This is a genomic window from Bdellovibrio bacteriovorus (genome assembly GCF_041888015.1).
Taxonomy (GTDB): Bacteria; Bdellovibrionota; Bdellovibrionia; order Bdellovibrionales; family Bdellovibrionaceae; genus Bdellovibrio.
The window spans coordinates 3,297,109-3,317,565 of the sequence record NZ_CP168968.1 but is presented as its reverse complement, the minus strand read 5'-3'; the positions used below and the strand labels follow the sequence as shown (position 1 = coordinate 3,317,565).

Genomic DNA, 20,457 nt, shown 5'->3' with positions numbered 1-20,457 from the left:
CCGATGAGGTCCCCCCATGAAGTTTAAGTTTCCACTGCAGAAAGTTCTTGAGCACCGCAAGATTAAGGAAAATCTGGCGCAAAAGGATTTTCAAGAGGTGGTAACCCTGCTGACCGAGGAGCAGGCGCGTCTGGAGGCGATGACGGGGCAGGTTCAGAACGCCCATCAGCAGGCGGGAAGCCTGTCACAGATGGGTGGGGCCCAAGGTCCAGCCCTCAGTCAGATTCACGAATTCCTGAAGGGTCAGGAAGTCCGCATCCAGCGCCAAAGGCAAAAAGTACAAGAAATCGAGAAATTGGTCGAGTCGAAGAGAGAAATTTTGCGACAAGCCGCTCTGGAATATAAAATTATGGAGAAGATGCGTGAAAACAAGTTCGAAGAATATCGGGCTGAGCGTCTTTCTAATGACCAGAAGGAAATGGATGAACAGTCCATTCTGAGGTTCAAAGCTGTGAAGGAATCATAGTCGATGAAAAGCGGATACGATCAGTTCTTTAAGAATGCCCGTCAGGTGGCTGACAACAAGTCGGGTGTGAAGTTTCAAAAAAGACCTCAGTCTGCAAAACTTCATCTTGATTTGGCTTCTGAAGATGTTGAGCAACAGATCCGCCGCCGCATGAAAATGTCGGCTCCAAAAAAATCCAAAAAAGCTCCGGTACCGTGGAAAATGATCATATTTTCATTCGTGGGATTGCTGGTGGCTATTTGGGGATTCCAGAATTACGAAGAAGTTGAAAACATTGTTAAGCGTGTTGAAGTTCAGATGACAGGCGAAGCGATTGCTCAGACTCCTGCACAACCTGCGGCACCAGCTCCTGGCGATGCGGGTCCTCAGCTGGAAAAAGTCGAAGTTCCGGCGGCCCTGAGCAGCGTGGAAATTGATCATCTGCAAAAGCTTAATGAAAGAAAGAAAGAACTCGATGCGCGCGAGGAAGAACTCAACCGTATGGAAACCGAACTGGGAACCCAGAAGGTGGAGCTGGAAAAGCGCCTGAAGGATCTGGAAGAAATGCGCACCCGTATTTCCTCGATCTTGGAAGAGCGCGTGAAGGCGGATGCTGAAAAAGTCGATACCTTGGTACAGATGTACACCAATATGAAGCCTCCACAAGCGGCCAAAGTCTTTGAGACAATGGACGAGGATTTGGCAATTGAGATACTTGGCCGTATGAAAAAGAAGAATGCTGCTGATATTATGAATTTGTTGAAGCCTGAAAAAGCTCAGATCTTGTCTGAGATGTTTGCAGGCTACAAGCGTCGTGCTCCTGCGAGCACGAAATAGTAACAACGATTTTTTCCAGGGAAGGAGGAAAGTTTGTTACAAAGTATCGTAGGCCCCCCCATGGTGGGTGCGACCGAGCTGAAGTCACCACCTGACAGAACGGTGGACAAGGATTTCAAAGGTTCCGGCTCCGATTCTTCATTCGGAAAGGCTCTCGAAGAGAAAATATCGAAAAGCCCGAAAGAAACGAAAGAGTCACCGCAACGGGAAGTGAAGGCGAAAAGTGAAAAGCCTGAACAGACTGCGGCGAAAAAGGAAAAAGAACCCGAGGTCAGCCAAAACGATGGGAAAATAGAACGAAAGGGAACGGTTCGACAGCAAAAAATCAAAGAATTCATGGACTCCTTCGAGAGTGAATTCGAAATATCCCCCACGCGACTCGTGGAGGCGATGGCCCAGCTGGACGACACCCAACTAGTACAATCCCCGGAAGACACGGCAGAAGCTGTGATCGCGCAATTGGGACTGCCAGAGGAAGACGCTGACAAAGCTCAGGCGATGTACGCTTCCCTGTTAATGCAATTGCAGCAGAATCCTGCGCCTGCGAAAGCGCCACAGTTCACGGTAGGCACCGGCGTGACCCAGCAGGGCATGCAGATGCGCGTGGATCAGGCACAGGCCAAGCAGGATATGCTGGGGGCCACGGTCGACCGTTTGAATCAGAAATTCTGGAAGTCTCCTCAGCCACAGTCAGCGGCGATGTCCCATCTTGATGCGGGCACAATGCAGAAGATGGATCTGGATGAAGCTTCCTTTGAGACGCCGGCGGATCTTCCGATGGTGGAGGAAATGGCTTTGCCGGAAATGCCTCAGGCACCGATGGCAAAACTTCCGGAGTTGCCTCCACATCTGCAAGGTCAGATGCAGGAAGCGATGTCTCCGGCCCTCTTAGCGGCTTTGGCGGCCAAGAAGGCGGCAGAAGCTCAGGCAGCTCAAGGGGCAGGTGCGGCAGAGACTGCAGTAAGTTCTGAAGAGGGGGCTGAGTTGATGGCAGAGTTCTCTCAGGCGTTAAAAGCGCCGGAGGCTCCGAAGGTGCCAACCTCCCAGGCTTTGAATCCTTTGCAGGTGCAGGCGAAAATGCAGGATCTGATGCGCAATGAATCGCAAGGTTCCATGATGCAGCAACAATCCAACAATTTCATGCAGCAGGGGACGGGCTCTGAAAAGGAAGCAGTCGCAGATAAAATGAATATCAAGTCCGCAGACTTCAAACACAGTCTGCAGGGCCTTGAAGGTGTTCACGGTGCTCCGATCAAGGGTGAAACTTTAGGTATGCCGACGAGCGCAGCTCCAGTTGCAGGCATGGCTCCACAAGGGCAGGCCAACCCCGCAGAAAATGAAGCGGCGGTGAAGCAGCTGATGAATCAGGCGCAGTATCTGATTAAGCGCGGCGGTGGCGAAATGAAGGTTCAGATGACCCCCGAGGGTATGGGAACGATTCACCTCAAAGTGATGCTTCAAGACGGCAAAGTGAACATGCAGATGTCGGCGGATACTCAGGAAGCAAAGAAGACAATTGAGTCTAGTCTAGCTGAACTGAAAACCAGTCTTGCTGCTCACAAGCTCTCCATGGAAAATGTAAAGGTGGACGTTGTGAACACGACTTCCGCGGATACAGCGACGCAAAACCAGACTAACATGAACGGCAATCAGCAAAGAGATCAAGCCCGTCAATTCTGGAACCAGTTTAATGAAAACTTTGGTTCTCAAGGACGACGCGAATCTATGAGCGACATGCCTTCGTTGAAAGGTTATGGCGGACGTCGTGATCCACTTCAGCCGATCGAGACGCGCTCTACAGCGCCAGCTCGTAAAGTTGAAGGCAAAGGCAGTGGACTTAACTTGGTTGCGTAACGGCGACAGCCGGTAGAGCTGAAGCCCCGGGAGGGGCGTAAGCTGAAGCAAAAGGAGCATAAATGACAATGGTAAACGCGAAACTTGGGGTGAATGCATTTGGAACGACTCAGACAAAACCTGAGACGGCCGGGGCTTCCAACATGAGCGTGACAGACAGAGAAAAGCTTGGCGGTGAAAACGTCGGCGAAGTTCTGAATAAAATTGTCGATGCCAACTGGACAGATCCATCCAAGAAAGTTCGTACCGCTGGTAACCCTAGTTTGGACAAGGATGCGTTCTTTAAGTTGATGCTGACGCAGATGAAAAATCAGGATCCGACGAACCCATTGAAGAGCCATGAGATGGCGGCACAGTTGGCAAGCTTCTCCTCTCTGGAGCAGATGCAGAACATGAACAAATCACTTGATGAAATGAAGAACGGTCAGAAGCCTTCGGAAAATTTCCAGGCATTGAATCTGATCGGCAAAGCAGTCGCAGGTGACTCTTCCAAAGTGGTGCGTGGTGTGAATGACAAAGAGCATGACTTCAAATTCAACCTTCCAATGGACGCAAGTGAAGTGACAGTGAAAGTTCGTGATACAGAGGGGAATATTGTGCGCACGTACAATCTGAAATCCCTGAAGCAGGGCGCGAACAAGCTGACTTGGAATGGTGAAGACGAAAAAGCAATGAAAGCTTTGCCGGGTGAATACCAATTCATCGCCGAAGCCAAAACTGCGGATGGAAAAAAGCTGGGAATCAAAACAGACTTCGATGGCATGATCACGGGTGTGAGCTACTCCAATGAAGGCCCTGTGCTTCACGTGGGAAATCAGGCGATTCGTTTCTCTGACGTGAAGAAGATTACAGACCCACGTCTTATGACCACCGACCAGAAAGTAAATGATGTTACAAACCTAGACTTGAAGAAAGATGATGCTAAAGGACAAACTATGAAAGAGGGGAATGCAGAGTTACAAAACTCTTCCATGAATCCCGCTCCTGTAGCAAAATCTAACATCATGAACAATGTGGGCTTGTCCCGCGACATGATGGAAAAGATCGCTAAGGAGACGGCGAAGTAATGGTGGATTTAAAAAAGATACAAACTCTTGATCAACTCATCCCGCAGCAACCAGGGAAGGTGAAGCAACCGGATCTGGCTGGGGGACCCTCCTTCAAGGAGACTCTGAATCAGGTCGGCGGCGTCAAGCCTCAGAACCTGGGACAGATGCAACCTCCGGGGCTTGCAAAAGCTGTTGAAGGGGTGAAGTTTTCGAACCACGCGATTGAGCGTATGAGAACTCGGGGAATTAACTATTCACCGGAAGATATCTCAAGACTCTCTGAAGCGGTTTCGAGAGCGGCGGCGAAAGGTTCCAAGGATTCATTGATTCTGATGAATGAATCGGCACTGATCGTCAGCGTGAAGAACAACACAGTTGTGACTGTGATGGACAAGAATGCATTGAAAGAAAATGTGTTCACGAACATCGACTCAACAGTGGTTCTGTAGCGCAAAGCTTCGGTGGAAGCCGAAGAGACCGAAGAGCCGGAGGCTCGTAGGTTGAACTGTGAAGCTGTCCCGACGAGACAGATAGCAGCTGGTTTTAAAAACTAAATATTAGGGCTGGTCCTCGTAGAGGAGGCCCTCCAAAACGGCGGAATTCGACTAATTCTGCCAACGACATGGAGGTCACATGGGTATTCTTTCTTCATTGTACACTGGTGTATCCGGTATGACAGCGCAGGGCGAGGCTCTGGGTGTTATCGGGGACAATATCGCCAATGCGAACACTATCGGTTTCAAAGCAAGCCGTGCAGAGTTCCAGGACATCATCTCCAAAAATCTAAAAGGTATTGTTGGTGGTAACCAAATCGGTCGCGGTGTGAAGATCGGTGCAGTAAATCCAATCCTTTCCCAGGGTAACATCGACGCCACTGAAAAAGTGACGGACCTTGCTATCTCTGGTGACGGTTACTTCAAAGTTAAAGGTTCTGACGGTGAATCTTACACTCGTGACGGTTCTTTCCACTTTGACCGTGAAGGTTACCTAGTAACTAACGACAATCAAAAAGTTCAAGGTTTCTCGACTGACGAGAAGGGCAATATCGTTAACAAAATGACGGATATCAAGTTCCCTCGCGCCCTGATCCCGGCTAAAGCAACTAAAGAATTGAAATTGGATCTGAACTTGGACTCCCGCATGGAGCCAACCAAGAAATTCGATGCAGCTGATCCATACTCCACTTCTCACTACTCCACTGGTGTTGAGATGTATGACTCTCAAGGTAACAAACACCTTGTCAGCTTCTTCTTCAACAAAGTTAACGACCGTGAATGGGAATTCAAAGGTTTGGTTGACGGTAAAGAGATTTCTGGTGGCGAAGAAGGCAAAATGTCTGAAGTTGCTGCTGGTAAACTGATGTTCACTGTTGACGGTAAACTTGATTCCCAGGAAACAACTTCCACGAACTTCAACTTCAAAGGTGGTGCTTTGCAGGACCAGCAAGTGAAGCTGAACTTCGGTGATGCGATCAAGGATGGCGGTAAAGGTTTGGACGGTACTAAACAGTACGGTAAAAACTCTGACCTGATCTCCTGGCACCAGGACGGCGCGGCTGCGGGTACAATCACTGGCTTGTCCTTCAATGACGAAGGTACATTGACAGCGGTATACTCCAACGGTCAAGCCAATGACCTTGCCCAGATCGCTTTGGCTAAGTTCGAAAACCCTGAAGCTCTGTTCAAAGTTGGTAACAACCGTTTGAAAGAATCCAGAGACTCCGGTACTGCTTCCGTAGGTGCTCCAGGCGCTGCCGGCCGCGGTAAATTGTTCGCGAAATCTTTGGAAAGATCCACAGTGGATTTGGCTACAGAGTTCGTAAACATGATCCAGAATCAACGTGGTTTCCAAGCCAATGCGAAGACAATCACGACGACAGACGAACTTTTGAACGAGGTTATCCAGCTTAAACGTTAATTCTTGATAATCTGATCTAAACCATAGAAAGACCATGTCACAGGCTCCCTGACCAGGAGCCTGTTTTTTTTGCTTTGCAAGGAGGTTTCACGGGTGGATTTGTTTCATCTCGGCAATCCATCTCCGGGGACCGATTAAATCTATGTAATAATAAGCTTTTCGGGCTACAATACGAATATTCATCCTTTTGTTTAGAAACAAATCTGCTATAAATTGGCTTACAGATATAACATTAGGAACCCGAAACAAAGGTGACTCGAGATGAGATGCTTGGTAGTCGAAGACGATAACGAAATTGCAACGATAGTGAAGCAAGGCTTGGGGGAGCTGGAGGGCGATGTCGAGGTAGAGTCCAACGGACGTCGTGCTTTCGAACGTGCTCTCACGAATCATTACGATATTATCGTATTGGATCTCATGCTCCCGGAAATGGATGGTTACACTTTCGCAAAGTCATTGCGTGAAAAAGAAGTGAATACCCCAATTCTGATCCTGAGTGCTTTGCGTGAGTTGGATGACCGCCTTAAAGGTTTAAGTATGGGTGGCGACGACTACCTGACTAAACCGTTTGCAATGGCTGAACTTCAGATTCGCGTAAAAAATCTTTTGAAGAGATCTCAAAAGGCTTCCGAAGTGACCCAGTTGGTGTTCCAGGATTTGAAGTTGAACCGTTTGAATCGCGATGTGGTTCGTGCGGGTCGCAAGCTCGACCTTCAGGAAAGAGAATTTGTTCTTCTTGACCTGTTCATGAGTAATCCTAATAAAATCATTGGTAAGCAGACGATCCTGAAGGAAGTCTGGAACTATGATTTTGACCCTCAAACCAACGTGGTGGACGTTCTTGTATGCAGACTCAGAAACAAGCTGGAAAAGATTTCCCTACACGCCTTATCTATACGGTTAGAGGTGTAGGATATGTTCTCAAGTCGTCTTAAGCCGACGCTATTCAGAATCAGCACCAAGTTAACGCTTGCGTACTCATTGGTGCTGATTCTTAGTTCCACCGTTATCTTCAGTTTTCTCTATTTTCAAATCAGTCATGGGCTTCAAGAACAGGAACGAGTTCTTCTGACCTCCAAGTTGGAAGAATATCGAAACCGCATCGAAGTTCGTGGTCTGAGCGAATTTAACGACTACTTTCTTTATATTCCCAACTATGACCGTGATGCAGCTTTGCTGGTAACGGTGTTCGCGCCAAAAGGCCAAGTCAGCTTTTTCCACGAACCTTTTCCCAACTTTAAGTTGGATGAAGAGGACTTGAAAAGGGAACTGGGTATTCACCGCGGACAGAACTTTGAATTCATCATGCAGGAGTTGCATGGTGGGGATGCTGTCTATGTTGTGGGGACAACTCTGAAGGATGGCAGCCGTCTGATTGTCGGAAAAAGCCGAGAGGCTTTAAGTCAGCAGTTGCGTAATTTGCAAAAGATCTTCTGGTGGCTTCTGGGGCCGGTGGCTTTGATTGGCTTCCTCGGGGGATTGTTCCTTTCCAACAGGACCTTGAGTCCCGTGCGGGAGTTGATCACATCGATGAAAAAAATCGAAGGTGGTTCTCTTTCCACCCGTGTTCCCGTCGGGGGCAGCGATGATGAGCTGGAAGAGCTTAAAGTCCTGTTCAATAAGATGCTGGATAAGATCGAAGGTTTGGTCAGTGGTCTGAAAGAAGCTTTTGACCATTTGGCCCACGATATTAGGACGCCGGTGACCCGTCTTCGCGGCCGTGCGGAATTGGCATTGACCAGCGAAGGTGATGTGGAGACTTATCGGGAAGCCTTGCAGAGTTGCTATGAAAACTCGGACAAAATTTTGAACTTCCTTCAAGTATTGACAGATATTACAGAGGCCGAGAATCGCAGTAAGCGACTGAAGCTGGAAAAGAAATATATCAGTGACCTGGTGAAAGAGATCATGAGCCTGTACGAGATGGCCTTTGAGGAAAAGGACATCAAAGTTATTCAGAAGCTTGATAGTCATGACTGGGCAATGGTGGACGCCAAACTGATCAGCCGTGTTGTTGCGAATCTGCTGGACAATGCTCACAAGTACACACCATCGGGTGGTGAGGTGACCATTGAAACAATTAATCAGACGGAAAACGTGATTATTCGAGTGACGGATTCAGGGCCGGGTATTTCTGCGGACGAACACGGCATGATTTGGCAGAAGCTTTATCGTAGTGATAAGAGCCGCTCTGAATATGGTATGGGTTTAGGCCTGACATTTGTTAAAGCTGTCGTCGAAGCTCACGATGGCAAAGTTTCTGTGCGCAGTCCCGTAAAAGACGGCCGGGGAACAGAATTTGAAGTTCTTTTGCAGAAGATGTCCTGACGAAGGTCAGAGTTCCGGCAGTGTCTAGAAAGCGTGAAATGTCTGGCTCGTCTATTTCAAGTCAGACATAATAGAATCACTTCTATGAAAAAAAAGATTCTCATCGGATGTCTTCTTGTTGTCACAGCTTTGTCTTTCTTCCTGGCGAAACAATTTCTGTTTAAGGCAGAGCTGAATAATGAAAATCTTGGCCCGACGCTGGCCGAAGTACGCAATGTAAAAAACGAACTGCGCTATAAGCATGTCACCAGCTTCTTTTGGACCGATGCGGCTCAATCTCAGAAGCTTTATAATGGATCAGAGATTTTTACGGGCAGCTCCTCTGAAGCGCGGATTGAAATGCGCAATAAGGATGTCGTTGTTGTTCCCGAAAAAACACTTTTGAAAATTACGGACAGTGGTGACGGCGGAAGTCTGACATTAAATCTGGAACAAGGACAGATTCAGCTGGAAGGCCGAGGCTCCGGAAAGCCATTAAGTCTTCGCGTGGGTTCATCGGATCTTACGTTGAAGGCGGACTCTCCCTTTGGTCTTTTTGCCAAGAAAGATGCTTCAGGGCAGGTGGCCCTGTCATTGTCTTCAGGGCAAGTCATCTTGGAAGGCGAAGGTCTTAAAAAGTCCCTAAGCGCCGGCCAGTCCATTGAGTTGAAACCGATCACACCTTCTGAAACTGAAAAAGCTCCTGAGGTATCTCCTGGCTCGGGCGGCGCAGGTGCTACCGGTAAGGGCTCTGATGCGGGCGGTTCTGCGGCTTTCAAGGGTCCCGCGACCCCGAAGATTGAGATGAAGGACGTCGAGCTGGACAAGATTGTTCTGCTTGAACCACCGGCAAAAAAAATCATCTATGGTCAGAATCTTGAATTCTTTAAGTGGAAAGAGATTCCGGAAAAGAAAGTGACCTTGGAAGTCAGTCGCACCTCAGACTTCCTGACCGAGACACGTCAGGAGGATGTGACCGGGATGAAGGAGGCTGTTCTTCCCAAGGACATGGGCTCTGGTGAGTACTATTGGCGCCTGGTTGTTAAAGATAAAGAAGTTCCACAGTTTTCTGAAATACGCAGCTTCCGCCTGGAAAGTTTGAAAGGAAATAAGATCGGCGATCCGGTTTTGAACTTTAAAGAGCGCGGCAAGTGGCAGATGAATGTGCCTGTCGAAGGGGCGAAATCCGGAGAAAAGTTCCATTTGCAGGTCGGTAAAAACAAAGGTTTTGATGATCTCTTTGATGAATACGAAGGTGCGGAGCCTTTGAAAAGCTTCATTGATTCCCCGGGGGAATATCGTGTTCGTGCGCGCAAAGCCTATGGCAGCAACCTTTATTCAGACTGGTCCGATGAAAAGAAGATCTTTGTGCGCCCGCCACTGACGGCGCCTCTGCTGTCCAAAACCGATGAAAAGGTCAATGATGCCGGTATAGTTGAAATGGGTCTTTCCTGGACCTCTGTTCCCTATGCATCGGACTATCTTGTGCAAATTGGGGAAGGGCCTAAGTTCACCAAGGTTTTGAAAAATGTCGTGGTGGAAAAATCCCCGTACGTTCTAAAACACAGTGAAACTGTTCCCGGCTATATGCGTGTGGTGGCGCGGTCTCCGGAGGGAGAATACTCTCCGCCTTCGGATATCTATCAGGTCAAAGGACTGCTGCGGGGGCCGTCTATTGAAAAGAAAGAAGTCCTGCCTCCGCTGTTTGAGCAGCCGAATAGCACTCCGCAATTCCATTTATTGTGGACTCATCGTGAAGCGGCCAGGAAATATCGGGTTGAGTTGAGCCGTGATCCCAAGATGGCGAATTCGAAGATGCTTGAAACCGAAAATGTTGAGTTCTTCCACAGCGTCGCAGAGGAAGGCTGGTACTATTTCCGGGTGTGGCCTGTCGGGGATGAGAGTAAGTACTTCTCGGTACCGACACCGATTCTGGCGGTGACTTACGGTAAGCCGGGACCGTTGATTACACCTAATTTGCAGACTCCAAAGAGGAACGAAGTCTTCTTGATTCCACGCGGGGTTCCCGTTTCGATCAAGTTTTCGTGGACAGAGTCTCCGGAAAATGAATGGTATTCTTTGGAAATGGCACAGAATCCTGAGTTTACCAAGGCAACCCATATCAAGGTGGAAGCTCAGGAATATGTTTTAAAAAAACCGATCACCAACGGACAATGGTATTTCAGGGTGAGAGGAAGAAATCAATACCGGGCCTCTGCTTGGAGCGAAACAGGAGTGTTCTACTTTGGCGTCTCTAAGTAAGTACTTTGTAGCGGTCCTGGTCATCTTGGCAGGTGGTGCGGCTGGGGCGCAGGCTCGCAAGGTTGTAAAAGCCGAGCAAATTATGATGGATAAAGCGGCGGTCGAGGTCATTCCATTTTCCTCATTGCAGAAGCATATTCATCCTTTCCAAACTGACTGCCGTAATATTTTGCGCGAGCCCAAAGCGGCTTGGGACCAGTTTGAAATTATTAAGATGCCGAATCAGGAAGTCATGCAGTTAAAGATTTCCGGAGAGCTTCAGGAAGATCTGGATATCCGCTTCTGGAGTCGTCGCATTCTTCTTTACGACAAGGACAAGAAACCGTTGGCGCCGGTGATCCTGCCGTTGGTGAATCTTCCTTTGAAAGGGGACGCTGGGAAATTCCTGATTTCATTGAACGTCCCTTTGAATGCGCAAATAATTGCCGTGCCTCTGGAGTTGTTTGGGACGGACAGATTCCGCTATCTGATCACCATCAAGGGTATTAATCAGGAAATGAAAGTGACTGCGATGCCGATTCTGGATAAGGTCGGCAAGGATTTCTGCTCACGCAATCTGATGTGGGCCGGTCTGGGATTGATGGGTGCGGCGCAAAAGCAAGACACCAGTCCCATCATCACAACCTTGGATCAGCAGTCCTTTACGTTTGATACGTTGTCCTTTGAACGCCGGTGGAACTGGAAGGTGGAGCGGTCTATCCGGATTATGGGCTATACCAGTAGTTTTTCTTTCAGTAATTTATTGGGAACATCCGGAACAGAGCGGATTTATGATATCAAAGGGGATGTGGCCCTCACCAAACGTCATTGGACCTATCGCAATCCGCTGTTCAAGGTTCAATATGGGTATTTGCTGGGTGGTGATTTTGAACGTCGACCTTATTCTTTCGTGAAGAGCGCAACAGAAGGTGCCATCGGAATCGGGCAGCATATCAGTGCCACAGCGGGTGGCTATGCAGAGCTGTTTTCGCATAATAACAAATGGTACACAGATGTTTCGCTGCGTGTGCATCCGCTCTATATGGGGTTGGATCATACCTACAGTGGCTTTGGGGTTTCTGGATCTTTAGGCTTAGCCAGACCTTTGGGATATGAAAGATCCGTGGGTGTTTATACCTATGGCAGTTTCTTCCAGGGGAAGCACACGGGTTCTGATGATAAAGACAATTCCAATGTTTCTATCTTTGAAACCCATGTGGAAGTTCGTTATGGATGGTTATTTTAGAACGTAACCTGGATCCTGATGGAAGTAGCGGTCATGGCCTTCTCCATAGGTGCTAGAGCCCCAGCACTTGAGATCTCCTAAAGAAGTCACGGCGCAAGCGTGTATAGGGATTGTATAATTCAGTGTCATACCCAGGGCCATTGCGGTCACCTGACCATACTGAGTTGCCGGAGGTTCTTCCGGAGTTCCAATCCAGGCCCATGAATCCAGTCCTGGCCTTACGATACCACTGTGATCTGCTCCCCAGCATTTGACCTTGCCCGTAGAGAATATCGCACAGCCGGTATAAAGATTCAGCGCTAAATCGGTGGCTCCGCTCAGAGTTGGAACCGCCGTCGGGACATTGATATAGGTATCATAGGCAACATCGACAGGCATGGCTTTAAAGATATTGCGATAGCCCCAGCACTTTGTTGTGCCGTCGTGAATATAGCAGCCACCTTCATAGCCCATAAAGATTTTTATTTCCTTTGTGGTGGTGATTGTATCAATCAGCTGTGGAGTTGATGTAAAGGTGCCAGCAGGAATTGTTCCCGCAAGCATGTTGTTCTGGTTGACTCCCCAGCAATAGACCTGTTTGGTGGCGCCACTATTTTTGACTGCACAAGAGTTGTTGATGCCCAATGCGACGCTTTCAATCCCGGAAGACAGACTGGCAATGTTCTGAGGAAAACTGAAAGAGTTGGCGGTGTCGGTATGACCCACTTCTCCGCGAGAATTATTCCCCCAGCAAGTAAGCCCTCCGAGGGCCGTGATGGCACAGCTATGATTGTAACCCACGGCGATATCCCTGACCCCTGCAGCCAATCCCGTGCCGCCATTGGTGTAGTTTGCCGGAATTAGAAATGGCGCTAAAACTTTATCAGTAGGTGTTGTGGCGAGATTGTTTCCGATTTGGCCGTTAGAGTTTGCACCCCAGCAGTAAACGCCCCCGCCAGTTGTAAGCGCACAGAAGTGAGAAGAGTGGCCGACAACTTTTTTAATACTTGAGATGGGCAGTGTATACTGTGGACGAGAATAGGTACTATGAGAGCCATTACCCAATTGCCCCCAATCATTATTGCCCCAGCATGTGACCGTTTTATTTGCTTTTAGAGCACAAGTGGTGAAAAGACCCGTTGCAACTTGAGTGTATTTGTCGAAGGAAGCTGCGGCATTTAAGGCTGTTGTGCGGGAGGTGTCAGCCATTTGCCCGTTGCCCATTTCGCCGCGTTTATTGACGCCCCAGCATTTTATCCGAGACGAAGTGATCACAGCACAGCTGCTGGTTTCAGTCAGTTGGAGGTCTGTGACCAGGTCACCGGCGATGTTCAGTTTTACCGGGACGTAGCTTTCCTGGTATTGATTGGCACTTTGTGTAGAGGGAAGGCCAGACCCCCAGCAATAAAGATTCTTATCTTCGCCTACAGCACAGCTAGTATCAGTGCCGGCCTGAACTTTGACGGCTTTGACTGGCAGGCTGACGGGGTTTGCGGATGTCCATGTCACAGCACCACTTGCAAGTCCCCGACGGGAGCGGAAGTTGCTGCCCCAACAGTAAACCAATCCTTGCTCAGACAATCCGCAGCCGTGTCGAACATCAGCAGCTACACTGCCATTGACAGAAAGAGATGAAATGTCGGCAGGCAACCCCGTGATTGTTACAGGAATATGATTGGATGCACTTTCAGTTTTACCCCAGCATTTGACTGTGCGGACTCCGGAAACTTCATCAATAGCACAGGCAATTCGATAGCCAGCGGCAATATCCAGAGCTTTTGTGATTGAAGCATGGACCGTGGGAGTGTTGACAGAGGTCGATGCGGGTTGTCCGGCGGTACTTTCGCTATTGCTTCCAAAACACTGAACTTTGTCGGTGGAATCGATGATACAGGTGAAGTTCACACCAACGGCTACTTTTTTAAAGTTACTGCCCGGTACCTGAACAGGGGTGGATGAAGGAGTCGTTGTGCCGTTTCCAAGTTGGCGATACCCATTGGGACCAAAGCAGAAGAGGTTGTTGGCGGTGTCGATATAGCAAGTATGATCGGCATACCCTTCGGCGATGTCTTTGATGTTAGCTGCCCCGGTGATTTCTTTTGCCGTGAGTTCCAGGAAAGTGGAACCGGTGGCGTACATTGTCGAGCCCCAGCAATCCATTTTATTGTCTGTGCGCACGCCACACATATGTCCTCTGGCGCCACGTACGGCGCGATAGCCCGAGGCAATTTGTGCTGTGACAGAAGCGTTGGTATTCGTCAAATCAACCTTCATGGTAGAAGGTGTGGCAGCAACCGCATTCACAGCAGCTGTGACCTGCATATCAAAGCTCTTGGTTGGTCCAGGTAAAACCGAAGTCATTATCGAAAAATAAGTTTTCGCAGTCGTGGCACCCGCAGGAATCGTAACCTCTGTGGGTATAATGTCCGGGTAAAGAAAGTCCAGGCCGGCAATCGCAGAGCCCGAGACGGCCTTCAATGAAATGGTTGTGCTGCTGGTGCTGCTTCGTGAAAGCTGCAGGGTTGTCTCACCCATGGAGTTTGTCTGATTGTAGGAATTGGTTCCTCCGAAGGTGACTATCGGGCCAACGATAAAGTTGGGTGATTGTTTCTCCAGACTGACGTTTCCAACATTATCTGTAGCGCGGATCAGATAGTAGTAGGTGTCACCTTCTACATCCGGCAGCGTGAGACCATCGAAATAAAGAGCCTCTTTATCTTTGACGGCCCAGTCTTTGATGACAGTTGTTCCGGTGGTTTTAACAAGTTTGATTTCATATTTTGCGACTCCGGAATGAATATCCGTTGTCACTGGCGGCAGCAGTCGAGGCGACTGGGTCGTCAAAGAGCGACTATTGAACAAAGTCATGGAGTCGCTGACTGTCGGACCTGTTTTATCCAGAACCACTTTGGTCTTCACACAAGCGCTGGTGAAACCATCTTTGGTACGAATTTTAACCGATACAAAATGCTCACCCTCCACGTTTGGCAGGGTTACCGTGCGTGAAGAGGCAAATGGTTCCCAGATGTCAGAGCATACGGCGCTGTTGGCAAAAGTCATTTCCGAGGATTCGCGTGATGCTGTGATCTTTAGTGGAAGGGATGTCTGGCTGGTATAGGCGTTACCTTCGTTGAAAACCAGGGCGACAGTAGGCGTGTTTTCGCTTGAGAAAATTAACGACATGTCATTCTTGGTTGTACAAGAGAGATGAAGCATTGCAAAGATGACTACGAGAACGCCCTGGATCATATATGTCTTTTCGGTATTCAGGGGGAGGTGTTAAGTCTTAATTTGCGAATGTCTTGTATTGAGACTCCTTTTTGATGACCTAGGGCTGGACCAGGATTAGGGCTACTTTAAAACAAAGCCAGGCTCTGACTGATAGAAGGTGTCATGGTTATGGAACAGGGTTGCGGAACGGTCGTGCGAGTTTCGACCCCAGCACCGCAGATCGCCCATGGACGTAACAGCACAGGCATAATTTCTTGAGACAGAGATTTGTACTACTTTACCGTTTGCAAAAGCGAAGACGTCTTTGGGAATTACGGAAGGAACAGGGGGTGAAAGTGGGGGTGAGAAGTGTCCAAAGGTATCGGCGCCCCAGCAGCGTGCCCCCCCCATTCATGGTGTAGCAGGCTTGTCGTTCACCGATGCTGAGCTCAATTTTTCCTGAGTCGGTGATGGTGTCCATGGACACGGGGACGGCAGTATCAGTGGGGGCGGTGCCTAGAATACCATTGTCCGACCCCCAGCAAAGCAGTGGACCCCAAAGCGAAGCTCATAAGTTCAATTTCTTGAGAGGAATCAATTTGTACAGAGATGGATCGATCTGTTGTGTACGGCAGGTCGTTATTCAGCTTCAGCGATGCGGTGGGAGTATTGCCACTGGAAAACGTCAATGACACAGCATTTTTGTTTACGCAGGAGCAAAGGAGAAGCGCTGAGAAAAAGAATAAAAATATACTCATGTATATTTATTCGGTTTTATTCAGAGACCGATTAACGGCGGTTCGTCACTGTCTCATTAGAAGACAATCTTTATGTTCCCAAATAACTCTTGCGAACATCGTCGTTGTTTAAAAGATTTTTGGCGAGATCCTGCATCACGACGCGACCACACTCCAAGACGTAAGCCCGATGCGATATCTTTAACGCCATTCTGGCATTCTGCTCGACCAGCAGGATGGTCATGCCTTCCTGATTCAGCTTTTTAACGATATCAAAAATCTGCGCGACAATCAGAGGAGCTAATCCCAAAGAAGGCTCATCCAGCAGCAAGAGTTGAGGCTTCGCCATCAAGGCGCGCGAAATTGCCAGCATCTGCTGTTCGCCTCCAGAGAGGGTTCCGGCCATTTGTGAGATGCGTTCTTTCATGCGAGGGAAAAGTTCAAAGCACATATCCAGATCACTTTTGATCTGAGCTGTGTCCTTGCGTGAATACGCGCCCATTTCCAGGTTTTCCAGAACACTCATTTGTGGGAAGACGCCCCGGCCTTCCGGGGACTGGGCGATTCCAAGTCCTACACGCTGGAAGGTGGCGACCTTCTTCAGGTCCTGACCCTTGAAGTGCAAATTCCCAGTGCTTGGGACAATTCCTGAAATTGCTCGCAAAGTGGTGGTTTTGCCGGCCCCATTGGCGCCGATCAACGAAACAACTTCACCCTGGTTGACTTCAAAGCTAATGCCCTTCAGGGCATGAATGGACCCGTAGAAGACATCCAGATTTTCGACTTTCAAAATTGGAGAACTCATTCTTTTTCCTCCACGCCCAAATAGGCTTCAATCACTTTCGCAGAGCTTTGCACCTGGGCCGGAGCTCCCTCTTCGATTTTCACGCCATGATCCAGAACGATGATGTTTTCACAAATGCCCATAACCAGTTTCATATCATGTTCGATCAATAGCACTGTCAGCTTAAATTCTTCACGGATCTTGGCGATGGTTTCCATCAGGTGGTGGGTTTCTGAATGGTTCATCCCGGCAGCAGGTTCATCCAGCAGGATGATCTTGGGATCTGTTGCCAGCGCTCGGACAATCTCCAGCTTGCGCTGTTCGCCATAAGGCAGGGAGTTTGCGGGCTTGTGGGCTTTTTCTTCCAAATGGAAGATCTTCAGAAGATCAATCGCTTTGTCCTGCAGGCGTTTTTCATCGGTGCGGAAGTCTTCGGTCTGTAGAAGTGTATCGAAAAGTCCGTATTTGACATGCTGATGGCCTGCGATCAGAACATTGTCCAGAACAGTCAGATTTTTAAAAAGACGAATATTCTGGAAGGTGCGGGTGATGCCACGATGGGAAATTTCATAAGGTGCCAAACCTTGCAGGCTTTGCCCCTCCAGCAGAACTTCACCCGAAGTTGGTTGATACACGCCAGTTAGCATGTTGAACACAGTGGTTTTGCCAGCGCCATTTGGACCGATCAAGCCCGCCAATTGACCTTTTTTGATTTGGAACTCCAGCGAATCAACGGCCTTTAAACCGCCAAAACGCATGGTGATCTTGCGGGCCTCAAGCAGAACGTCTGACATATTTTCTCCAAACATCGCCGAGTTCCATATCGCCGAAAAGACCTTTTGGTCGCAAAATCATCATCAAAATCAAAGACAGGGAATAGATCACCATACGTAAATCCACACCGGTCAGTTCCTGCAAGGGGCGCAAAGCTTCCGGCAGCACCGTAATAATAATCGCTGCCACAATAGATCCGGTCATGGAGCCCATGCCCCCCAGAACCACCATGATGACGGCATTCACACTTTGCAGGAAGGTGAAGGAGGACGGATTAATAAAATTAGTAAAGTGCGCAAACAAGGCCCCGGCCACACCGGCAAAGAAGCTGGATAGCACAAAAGCTTTCACCTTCATGCGAGTGGTGTTGACTCCCATGGCTTCAGCCGCGATCTCGTCTTCACGCACGCTGAGGAAGCCGCGCCCGTGACTGGATCTCATGACTCGCCAGATGGTGAAGAAACAAATCACAATCCACAAAGAAGCAAACGAGAACGACCAAAGGAACGAACCAAATCCAGGAATCCCAGAAAGACCCCGAGGACCACCTAAAAAATCCATATTCAGCAGGGCCACACGGATGATTTCACCAAAACCCAAAGTCACAATGGCCAGATAGTCACCCTTCAGTCGCAAAGAAGGCAGGCCCACTAAAAAACCGGCAGCAGCGGCAACAAGGCCCGCACCCAAAGTGAAAACAAAGTACTGCACGATCAATAAGGAAGGCGGAGCAAAACTCCAGCGAGTGGAAGCATAGGCTGAGAAATAGGCGCCAATAGCCATAAAGCCTGCGTGCCCCAATGAAAACTGACCGGTGTAACCATTCACCAGATTCAGACTCATCGACATAAGACAGTTCACGCCTGCAAACAAAAGAATCAACTGGATATAGGCATTCACGCTGAAGTTCAGAGCGACACCCAGAAGACACAAACCCAACAGAGCCAAGGCAGGATTCTTGAGTGCTTTCATCACACCTTCTCCACAGAGTATTTGCCCAAAAGGCCAGCGGGCTTGAAGATCAGGATGACAATCAGAATTCCAAAGGCCAAGGCGTCACGATAGGTGCTTGAAAGATAGGCCACAACCATTTCTTCGGAAAGCCCCATGATCATGGCACCGATGACAGCGCCACCCACATTGCCGATACCACCCAGGACAGCAGCCACGAAGGCCTTAAGTCCGATCATCATTCCCATCAGAGGATCAATTTTCGGATACTTCATGCCGACCAGAACGCTGCCGACACCGGCCAGGGAAGATCCCACCACAAACGTGAAGGCAATGATGCGATCCGGATTCACACCCATCAGGCTGGCGACCATAGGGTTGGCACTGACCGCGCGCATGGCGCGGCCGATTTTGGTTTTAAACAGAAGGAATTGCAAAGCCAGCATGGCGACAATGCCCACGGCAAGAACCGTGATGTCGAAAGAGCGGACCTCAACATTTCCGATATTGAAGATCACAAAATCTTTCATGACTTCAGGAAAGACTTTGGGATCGGCACCGAAAATAACCTGTCCGGAATATTCCAGGAACAAGCTGACACCGATAGCAGTGATCAGAACATTTAATTTTGGAGAGTTGCGCAAAGGCCGATAAGCCAGACGTTCAATGACCAGTCCCAGAAGACTGCAGCAGATCATGGAAACAACAATCAGAGTCAGAAGGGTGCTCAAGCCCGGATCATTTTCAATTCCGATCCAGCGAGCGAAGTAGTACGCGGCAAAGGCGCCCACCATGTATACGTCAGAGTGGGCGAAGTTGATCATTTTCAGGATTCCATAGACCATCGTGTAACCCAGAGCGATCAAGGCATAAATAGATCCCAGGCTCACTCCATTGATCAGATGCTGTATGAAATCCTGCATGTCTGTCCTTACGGGTTACGGGTTGATGGTGGTGATGAACTTGCGGTTGTTACCGTCCACCTGAATCACCACGGCACTTTTTACGGCGTCACGGTTTTCATTCAGGCTGATTTTCCCAGTCACACCGGGGAAGTCCTTTGTCTTAGCCAGTTCATCACGAATGGCTTTGCCTGACAAGTCGGGAGCACGTTCGATCGCTGCAACCAGGATTTTCGCAGCATCGTAACCCAAAGCGGCCAAAGCATCTGGCGTTTCGCTGTATTTAGCTTTGAATTTCTTGATGAACTCAGTCACTGCCGGATCGGTGGATTCGGTTGTGTAGTGGTTGGAGTAGTAGTTGCCGTTGATAGCCTCTTTGCCGATCTCGTAAAGTTTGTCAGAGTCCCAGCCGTCTCCACCCATCAGTGGAACTTTCAGGCCAAGTTGACGAGCTTGCTGGGCGATCAGGCCCACTTCGGTGTAGTACCCCGGCACATAAATCGCATCAGGATTTTTTGAACGGATCTGTGTCAGTTGGGCTTTGAAGTCGATGTCGCCGGCTTGATAGCTCAAGTCGGTGACAATTTCGCCACCACGTTTTTTGAATTCAGCAGAGAACACATCAGCCAAACCGACGCTGTAGTCATTTTTCACGTCACGCAAAATCGCGGCTTTTTTCACTTTCAGATTTTCGCTGGCAAACTTCGCCATCACCAACCCCTGGAAGGGGTCAATGAAGCAAACGCGGAAGACATAGTCGCCAACTTTAGTGACATCAGGATTTGTCGAGGCCGGAGAGACAAACGGAACACCGTGAGACTGTGCAATCGGAGCAGCGGCTTTAGAGCGACCGCTGGCAACGCCGCCAAGAATCGCAACAACATTATTCTGTGTGATCAGGCGAGTGATGGCAGAAGCAGCTTCTTCATTTTTTCCCTGATCATCCAAAGTGATCAGGCTGATTTTTTTGCCTTTAACTCCACCAGCGGCATTGACTTCATCCAAGGCCAGGCGAACTCCTTTGTTGGTGCTCAAACCAAAGGTGGCATCACTTCCGGTCAGGGAGTCGTATTCGCCGATAACAATTTCATTTTCTTTTTTGGTACATCCGCTAAGAAGCGGAAGAGTCAAAAGCAATGCTAGGAAAAGATTTTTCATGAGGACCTCGCTGTGGTTGCTTGAACGGAATATCCTATAGAATTCAAACATCTACAGCAGAGGTCA

17 protein-coding genes are annotated in these 20,457 nt (G+C 48.9%); 10 read left to right on the top strand and 7 right to left on the bottom strand.

Annotated elements, in window-relative coordinates; all coding sequences use genetic code 11:
* The first annotated feature begins 16 nt into the window (after positions 1 to 16).
* The 10 genes from fliJ (at position 17) to ACES2G_RS15720 (ending at position 11,896) form a co-directional block, all read left to right on the top strand.
* Positions 17 to 466, top strand: a complete 450-nt coding sequence (gene fliJ / locus ACES2G_RS15765) for a flagellar export protein FliJ (RefSeq protein WP_347359266.1) — start codon at positions 17 to 19, stop codon at positions 464 to 466.
* A gap of 3 nt (positions 467 to 469) precedes the next feature.
* Positions 470 to 1,282, top strand: a complete 813-nt coding sequence (locus ACES2G_RS15760; protein ID WP_347359265.1) for a magnesium transporter MgtE N-terminal domain-containing protein — start codon at positions 470 to 472, stop codon at positions 1,280 to 1,282.
* A gap of 33 nt (positions 1,283 to 1,315) precedes the next feature.
* Positions 1,316 to 3,136 (top strand): flagellar hook-length control protein FliK, encoded by a 1,821-nt coding sequence (locus tag ACES2G_RS15755; protein ID WP_374000722.1) that lies wholly within the window; start codon positions 1,316 to 1,318, stop codon positions 3,134 to 3,136.
* Positions 3,137 to 3,198: 62 nt separating this feature from the next.
* Positions 3,199 to 4,203: a flagellar hook assembly protein FlgD gene (locus ACES2G_RS15750; RefSeq protein ID WP_374000721.1), complete on the top strand. Its 1,005-nt coding sequence runs from the start codon at positions 3,199 to 3,201 to the stop codon at positions 4,201 to 4,203.
* The gene (locus ACES2G_RS15745; protein ID WP_374000720.1) at positions 4,203 to 4,634 is read left to right on the top strand and encodes a TIGR02530 family flagellar biosynthesis protein; all 432 of its coding nucleotides are present in this window, start codon (positions 4,203 to 4,205) and stop codon (positions 4,632 to 4,634) included. The genes ACES2G_RS15750 and ACES2G_RS15745 overlap by 1 nt, the downstream gene beginning before the upstream one ends.
* A gap of 184 nt (positions 4,635 to 4,818) precedes the next feature.
* On the top strand, positions 4,819 to 6,102 hold the full coding sequence (locus ACES2G_RS15740) for a flagellar hook protein FlgE (protein WP_374000719.1): 1,284 nt from the start codon (positions 4,819 to 4,821) through the stop codon (positions 6,100 to 6,102).
* A 261-nt stretch (positions 6,103 to 6,363) separates the two neighbouring features.
* Positions 6,364 to 7,014 (top strand): response regulator transcription factor, encoded by a 651-nt coding sequence (locus ACES2G_RS15735; RefSeq protein ID WP_374000718.1) that lies wholly within the window; start codon positions 6,364 to 6,366, stop codon positions 7,012 to 7,014.
* Positions 7,015 to 7,017: 3 nt separating this feature from the next.
* Positions 7,018 to 8,430: an ATP-binding protein gene (locus ACES2G_RS15730; RefSeq protein WP_374000717.1), complete on the top strand. Its 1,413-nt coding sequence runs from the start codon at positions 7,018 to 7,020 to the stop codon at positions 8,428 to 8,430.
* A gap of 84 nt (positions 8,431 to 8,514) precedes the next feature.
* Positions 8,515 to 10,671 carry a hypothetical protein gene (locus tag ACES2G_RS15725; protein WP_374000716.1) on the top strand — a complete coding sequence of 719 codons (2,157 nt, stop codon included), beginning with the start codon at positions 8,515 to 8,517 and terminating at the stop codon, positions 10,669 to 10,671.
* On the top strand, positions 10,655 to 11,896 hold the full coding sequence (locus tag ACES2G_RS15720) for a hypothetical protein (RefSeq protein ID WP_374000715.1): 1,242 nt from the start codon (positions 10,655 to 10,657) through the stop codon (positions 11,894 to 11,896). Before ACES2G_RS15725 ends, ACES2G_RS15720 begins: the two co-directional genes overlap by 17 nt.
* On the opposite strand, the gene ACES2G_RS15715 is transcribed toward ACES2G_RS15720, so the two are convergent.
* The 7 genes from ACES2G_RS15715 to ACES2G_RS15685 form a co-directional block, all read right to left on the bottom strand.
* Positions 11,888 to 15,058, bottom strand: a complete 3,171-nt coding sequence (locus ACES2G_RS15715; protein ID WP_374000714.1) for an RCC1 domain-containing protein — start codon at positions 15,056 to 15,058, stop codon at positions 11,888 to 11,890. The two genes, ACES2G_RS15720 and ACES2G_RS15715, sit on opposite strands and share 9 nt — an antisense overlap.
* 168 nt (positions 15,059 to 15,226) lie before the next feature.
* A complete protein-coding gene (locus tag ACES2G_RS15710; protein ID WP_374000713.1) occupies positions 15,227 to 15,496 on the bottom strand; it encodes a hypothetical protein in 270 nt (89 codons plus the stop codon).
* A gap of 417 nt (positions 15,497 to 15,913) precedes the next feature.
* On the bottom strand, positions 15,914 to 16,627 hold the full coding sequence (locus ACES2G_RS15705; protein WP_374000711.1) for an ABC transporter ATP-binding protein: 714 nt from the start codon (positions 16,625 to 16,627) through the stop codon (positions 15,914 to 15,916).
* The gene (locus tag ACES2G_RS15700; RefSeq protein ID WP_374000710.1) at positions 16,624 to 17,400 is read right to left on the bottom strand and encodes an ABC transporter ATP-binding protein; all 777 of its coding nucleotides are present in this window, start codon (positions 17,398 to 17,400) and stop codon (positions 16,624 to 16,626) included. Before ACES2G_RS15700 ends, ACES2G_RS15705 begins: the two co-directional genes overlap by 4 nt.
* Positions 17,381 to 18,352 carry a branched-chain amino acid ABC transporter permease gene (locus tag ACES2G_RS15695; RefSeq protein ID WP_347357667.1) on the bottom strand — a complete coding sequence of 324 codons (972 nt, stop codon included), beginning with the start codon at positions 18,350 to 18,352 and terminating at the stop codon, positions 17,381 to 17,383. Before ACES2G_RS15695 ends, ACES2G_RS15700 begins: the two co-directional genes overlap by 20 nt.
* The gene (locus ACES2G_RS15690; RefSeq protein ID WP_374000709.1) at positions 18,352 to 19,254 is read right to left on the bottom strand and encodes a branched-chain amino acid ABC transporter permease; all 903 of its coding nucleotides are present in this window, start codon (positions 19,252 to 19,254) and stop codon (positions 18,352 to 18,354) included. Before ACES2G_RS15690 ends, ACES2G_RS15695 begins: the two co-directional genes overlap by 1 nt.
* Positions 19,255 to 19,269: 15 nt before the next feature.
* Positions 19,270 to 20,391 (bottom strand): ABC transporter substrate-binding protein, encoded by a 1,122-nt coding sequence (locus ACES2G_RS15685; RefSeq protein ID WP_374000708.1) that lies wholly within the window; start codon positions 20,389 to 20,391, stop codon positions 19,270 to 19,272.
* Positions 20,392 to 20,457: the final 66 nt, after the last annotated feature.

Bases quoted from the DNA above. Each gene is read 5' to 3' on its own strand.
- fliJ (WP_347359266.1), top strand. From the start codon at position 17: ATGAAGTTTAAGTTTCCACTGCAGAAAGTTCTTGAGCACCGCAAGATT.
- ACES2G_RS15760 (WP_347359265.1), top strand. From the start codon at position 470: ATGAAAAGCGGATACGATCAGTTCTTTAAGAATGCCCGTCAGGTGGCT.
- ACES2G_RS15750 (WP_374000721.1), top strand. From the start codon at position 3,199: ATGACAATGGTAAACGCGAAACTTGGGGTGAATGCATTTGGAACGACT.
- ACES2G_RS15745 (WP_374000720.1), top strand. From the start codon at position 4,203: ATGGTGGATTTAAAAAAGATACAAACTCTTGATCAACTCATCCCGCAG.
- ACES2G_RS15740 (WP_374000719.1), top strand. From the start codon at position 4,819: ATGGGTATTCTTTCTTCATTGTACACTGGTGTATCCGGTATGACAGCG.
- ACES2G_RS15735 (WP_374000718.1), top strand. From the start codon at position 6,364: ATGAGATGCTTGGTAGTCGAAGACGATAACGAAATTGCAACGATAGTG.
- ACES2G_RS15730 (WP_374000717.1), top strand. From the start codon at position 7,018: ATGTTCTCAAGTCGTCTTAAGCCGACGCTATTCAGAATCAGCACCAAG.
- ACES2G_RS15725 (WP_374000716.1), top strand. From the start codon at position 8,515: ATGAAAAAAAAGATTCTCATCGGATGTCTTCTTGTTGTCACAGCTTTG.
- ACES2G_RS15715 (WP_374000714.1), bottom strand. From the start codon at position 15,058: ATGTCGTTAATTTTCTCAAGCGAAAACACGCCTACTGTCGCCCTGGTT.
- ACES2G_RS15710 (WP_374000713.1), bottom strand. From the start codon at position 15,496: ATGGGGGGGGCACGCTGCTGGGGCGCCGATACCTTTGGACACTTCTCA.
- ACES2G_RS15705 (WP_374000711.1), bottom strand. From the start codon at position 16,627: ATGAGTTCTCCAATTTTGAAAGTCGAAAATCTGGATGTCTTCTACGGG.
- ACES2G_RS15700 (WP_374000710.1), bottom strand. From the start codon at position 17,400: ATGTCAGACGTTCTGCTTGAGGCCCGCAAGATCACCATGCGTTTTGGC.
- ACES2G_RS15695 (WP_347357667.1), bottom strand. From the start codon at position 18,352: ATGAAAGCACTCAAGAATCCTGCCTTGGCTCTGTTGGGTTTGTGTCTT.
- ACES2G_RS15690 (WP_374000709.1), bottom strand. From the start codon at position 19,254: ATGCAGGATTTCATACAGCATCTGATCAATGGAGTGAGCCTGGGATCT.
- ACES2G_RS15685 (WP_374000708.1), bottom strand. From the start codon at position 20,391: ATGAAAAATCTTTTCCTAGCATTGCTTTTGACTCTTCCGCTTCTTAGC.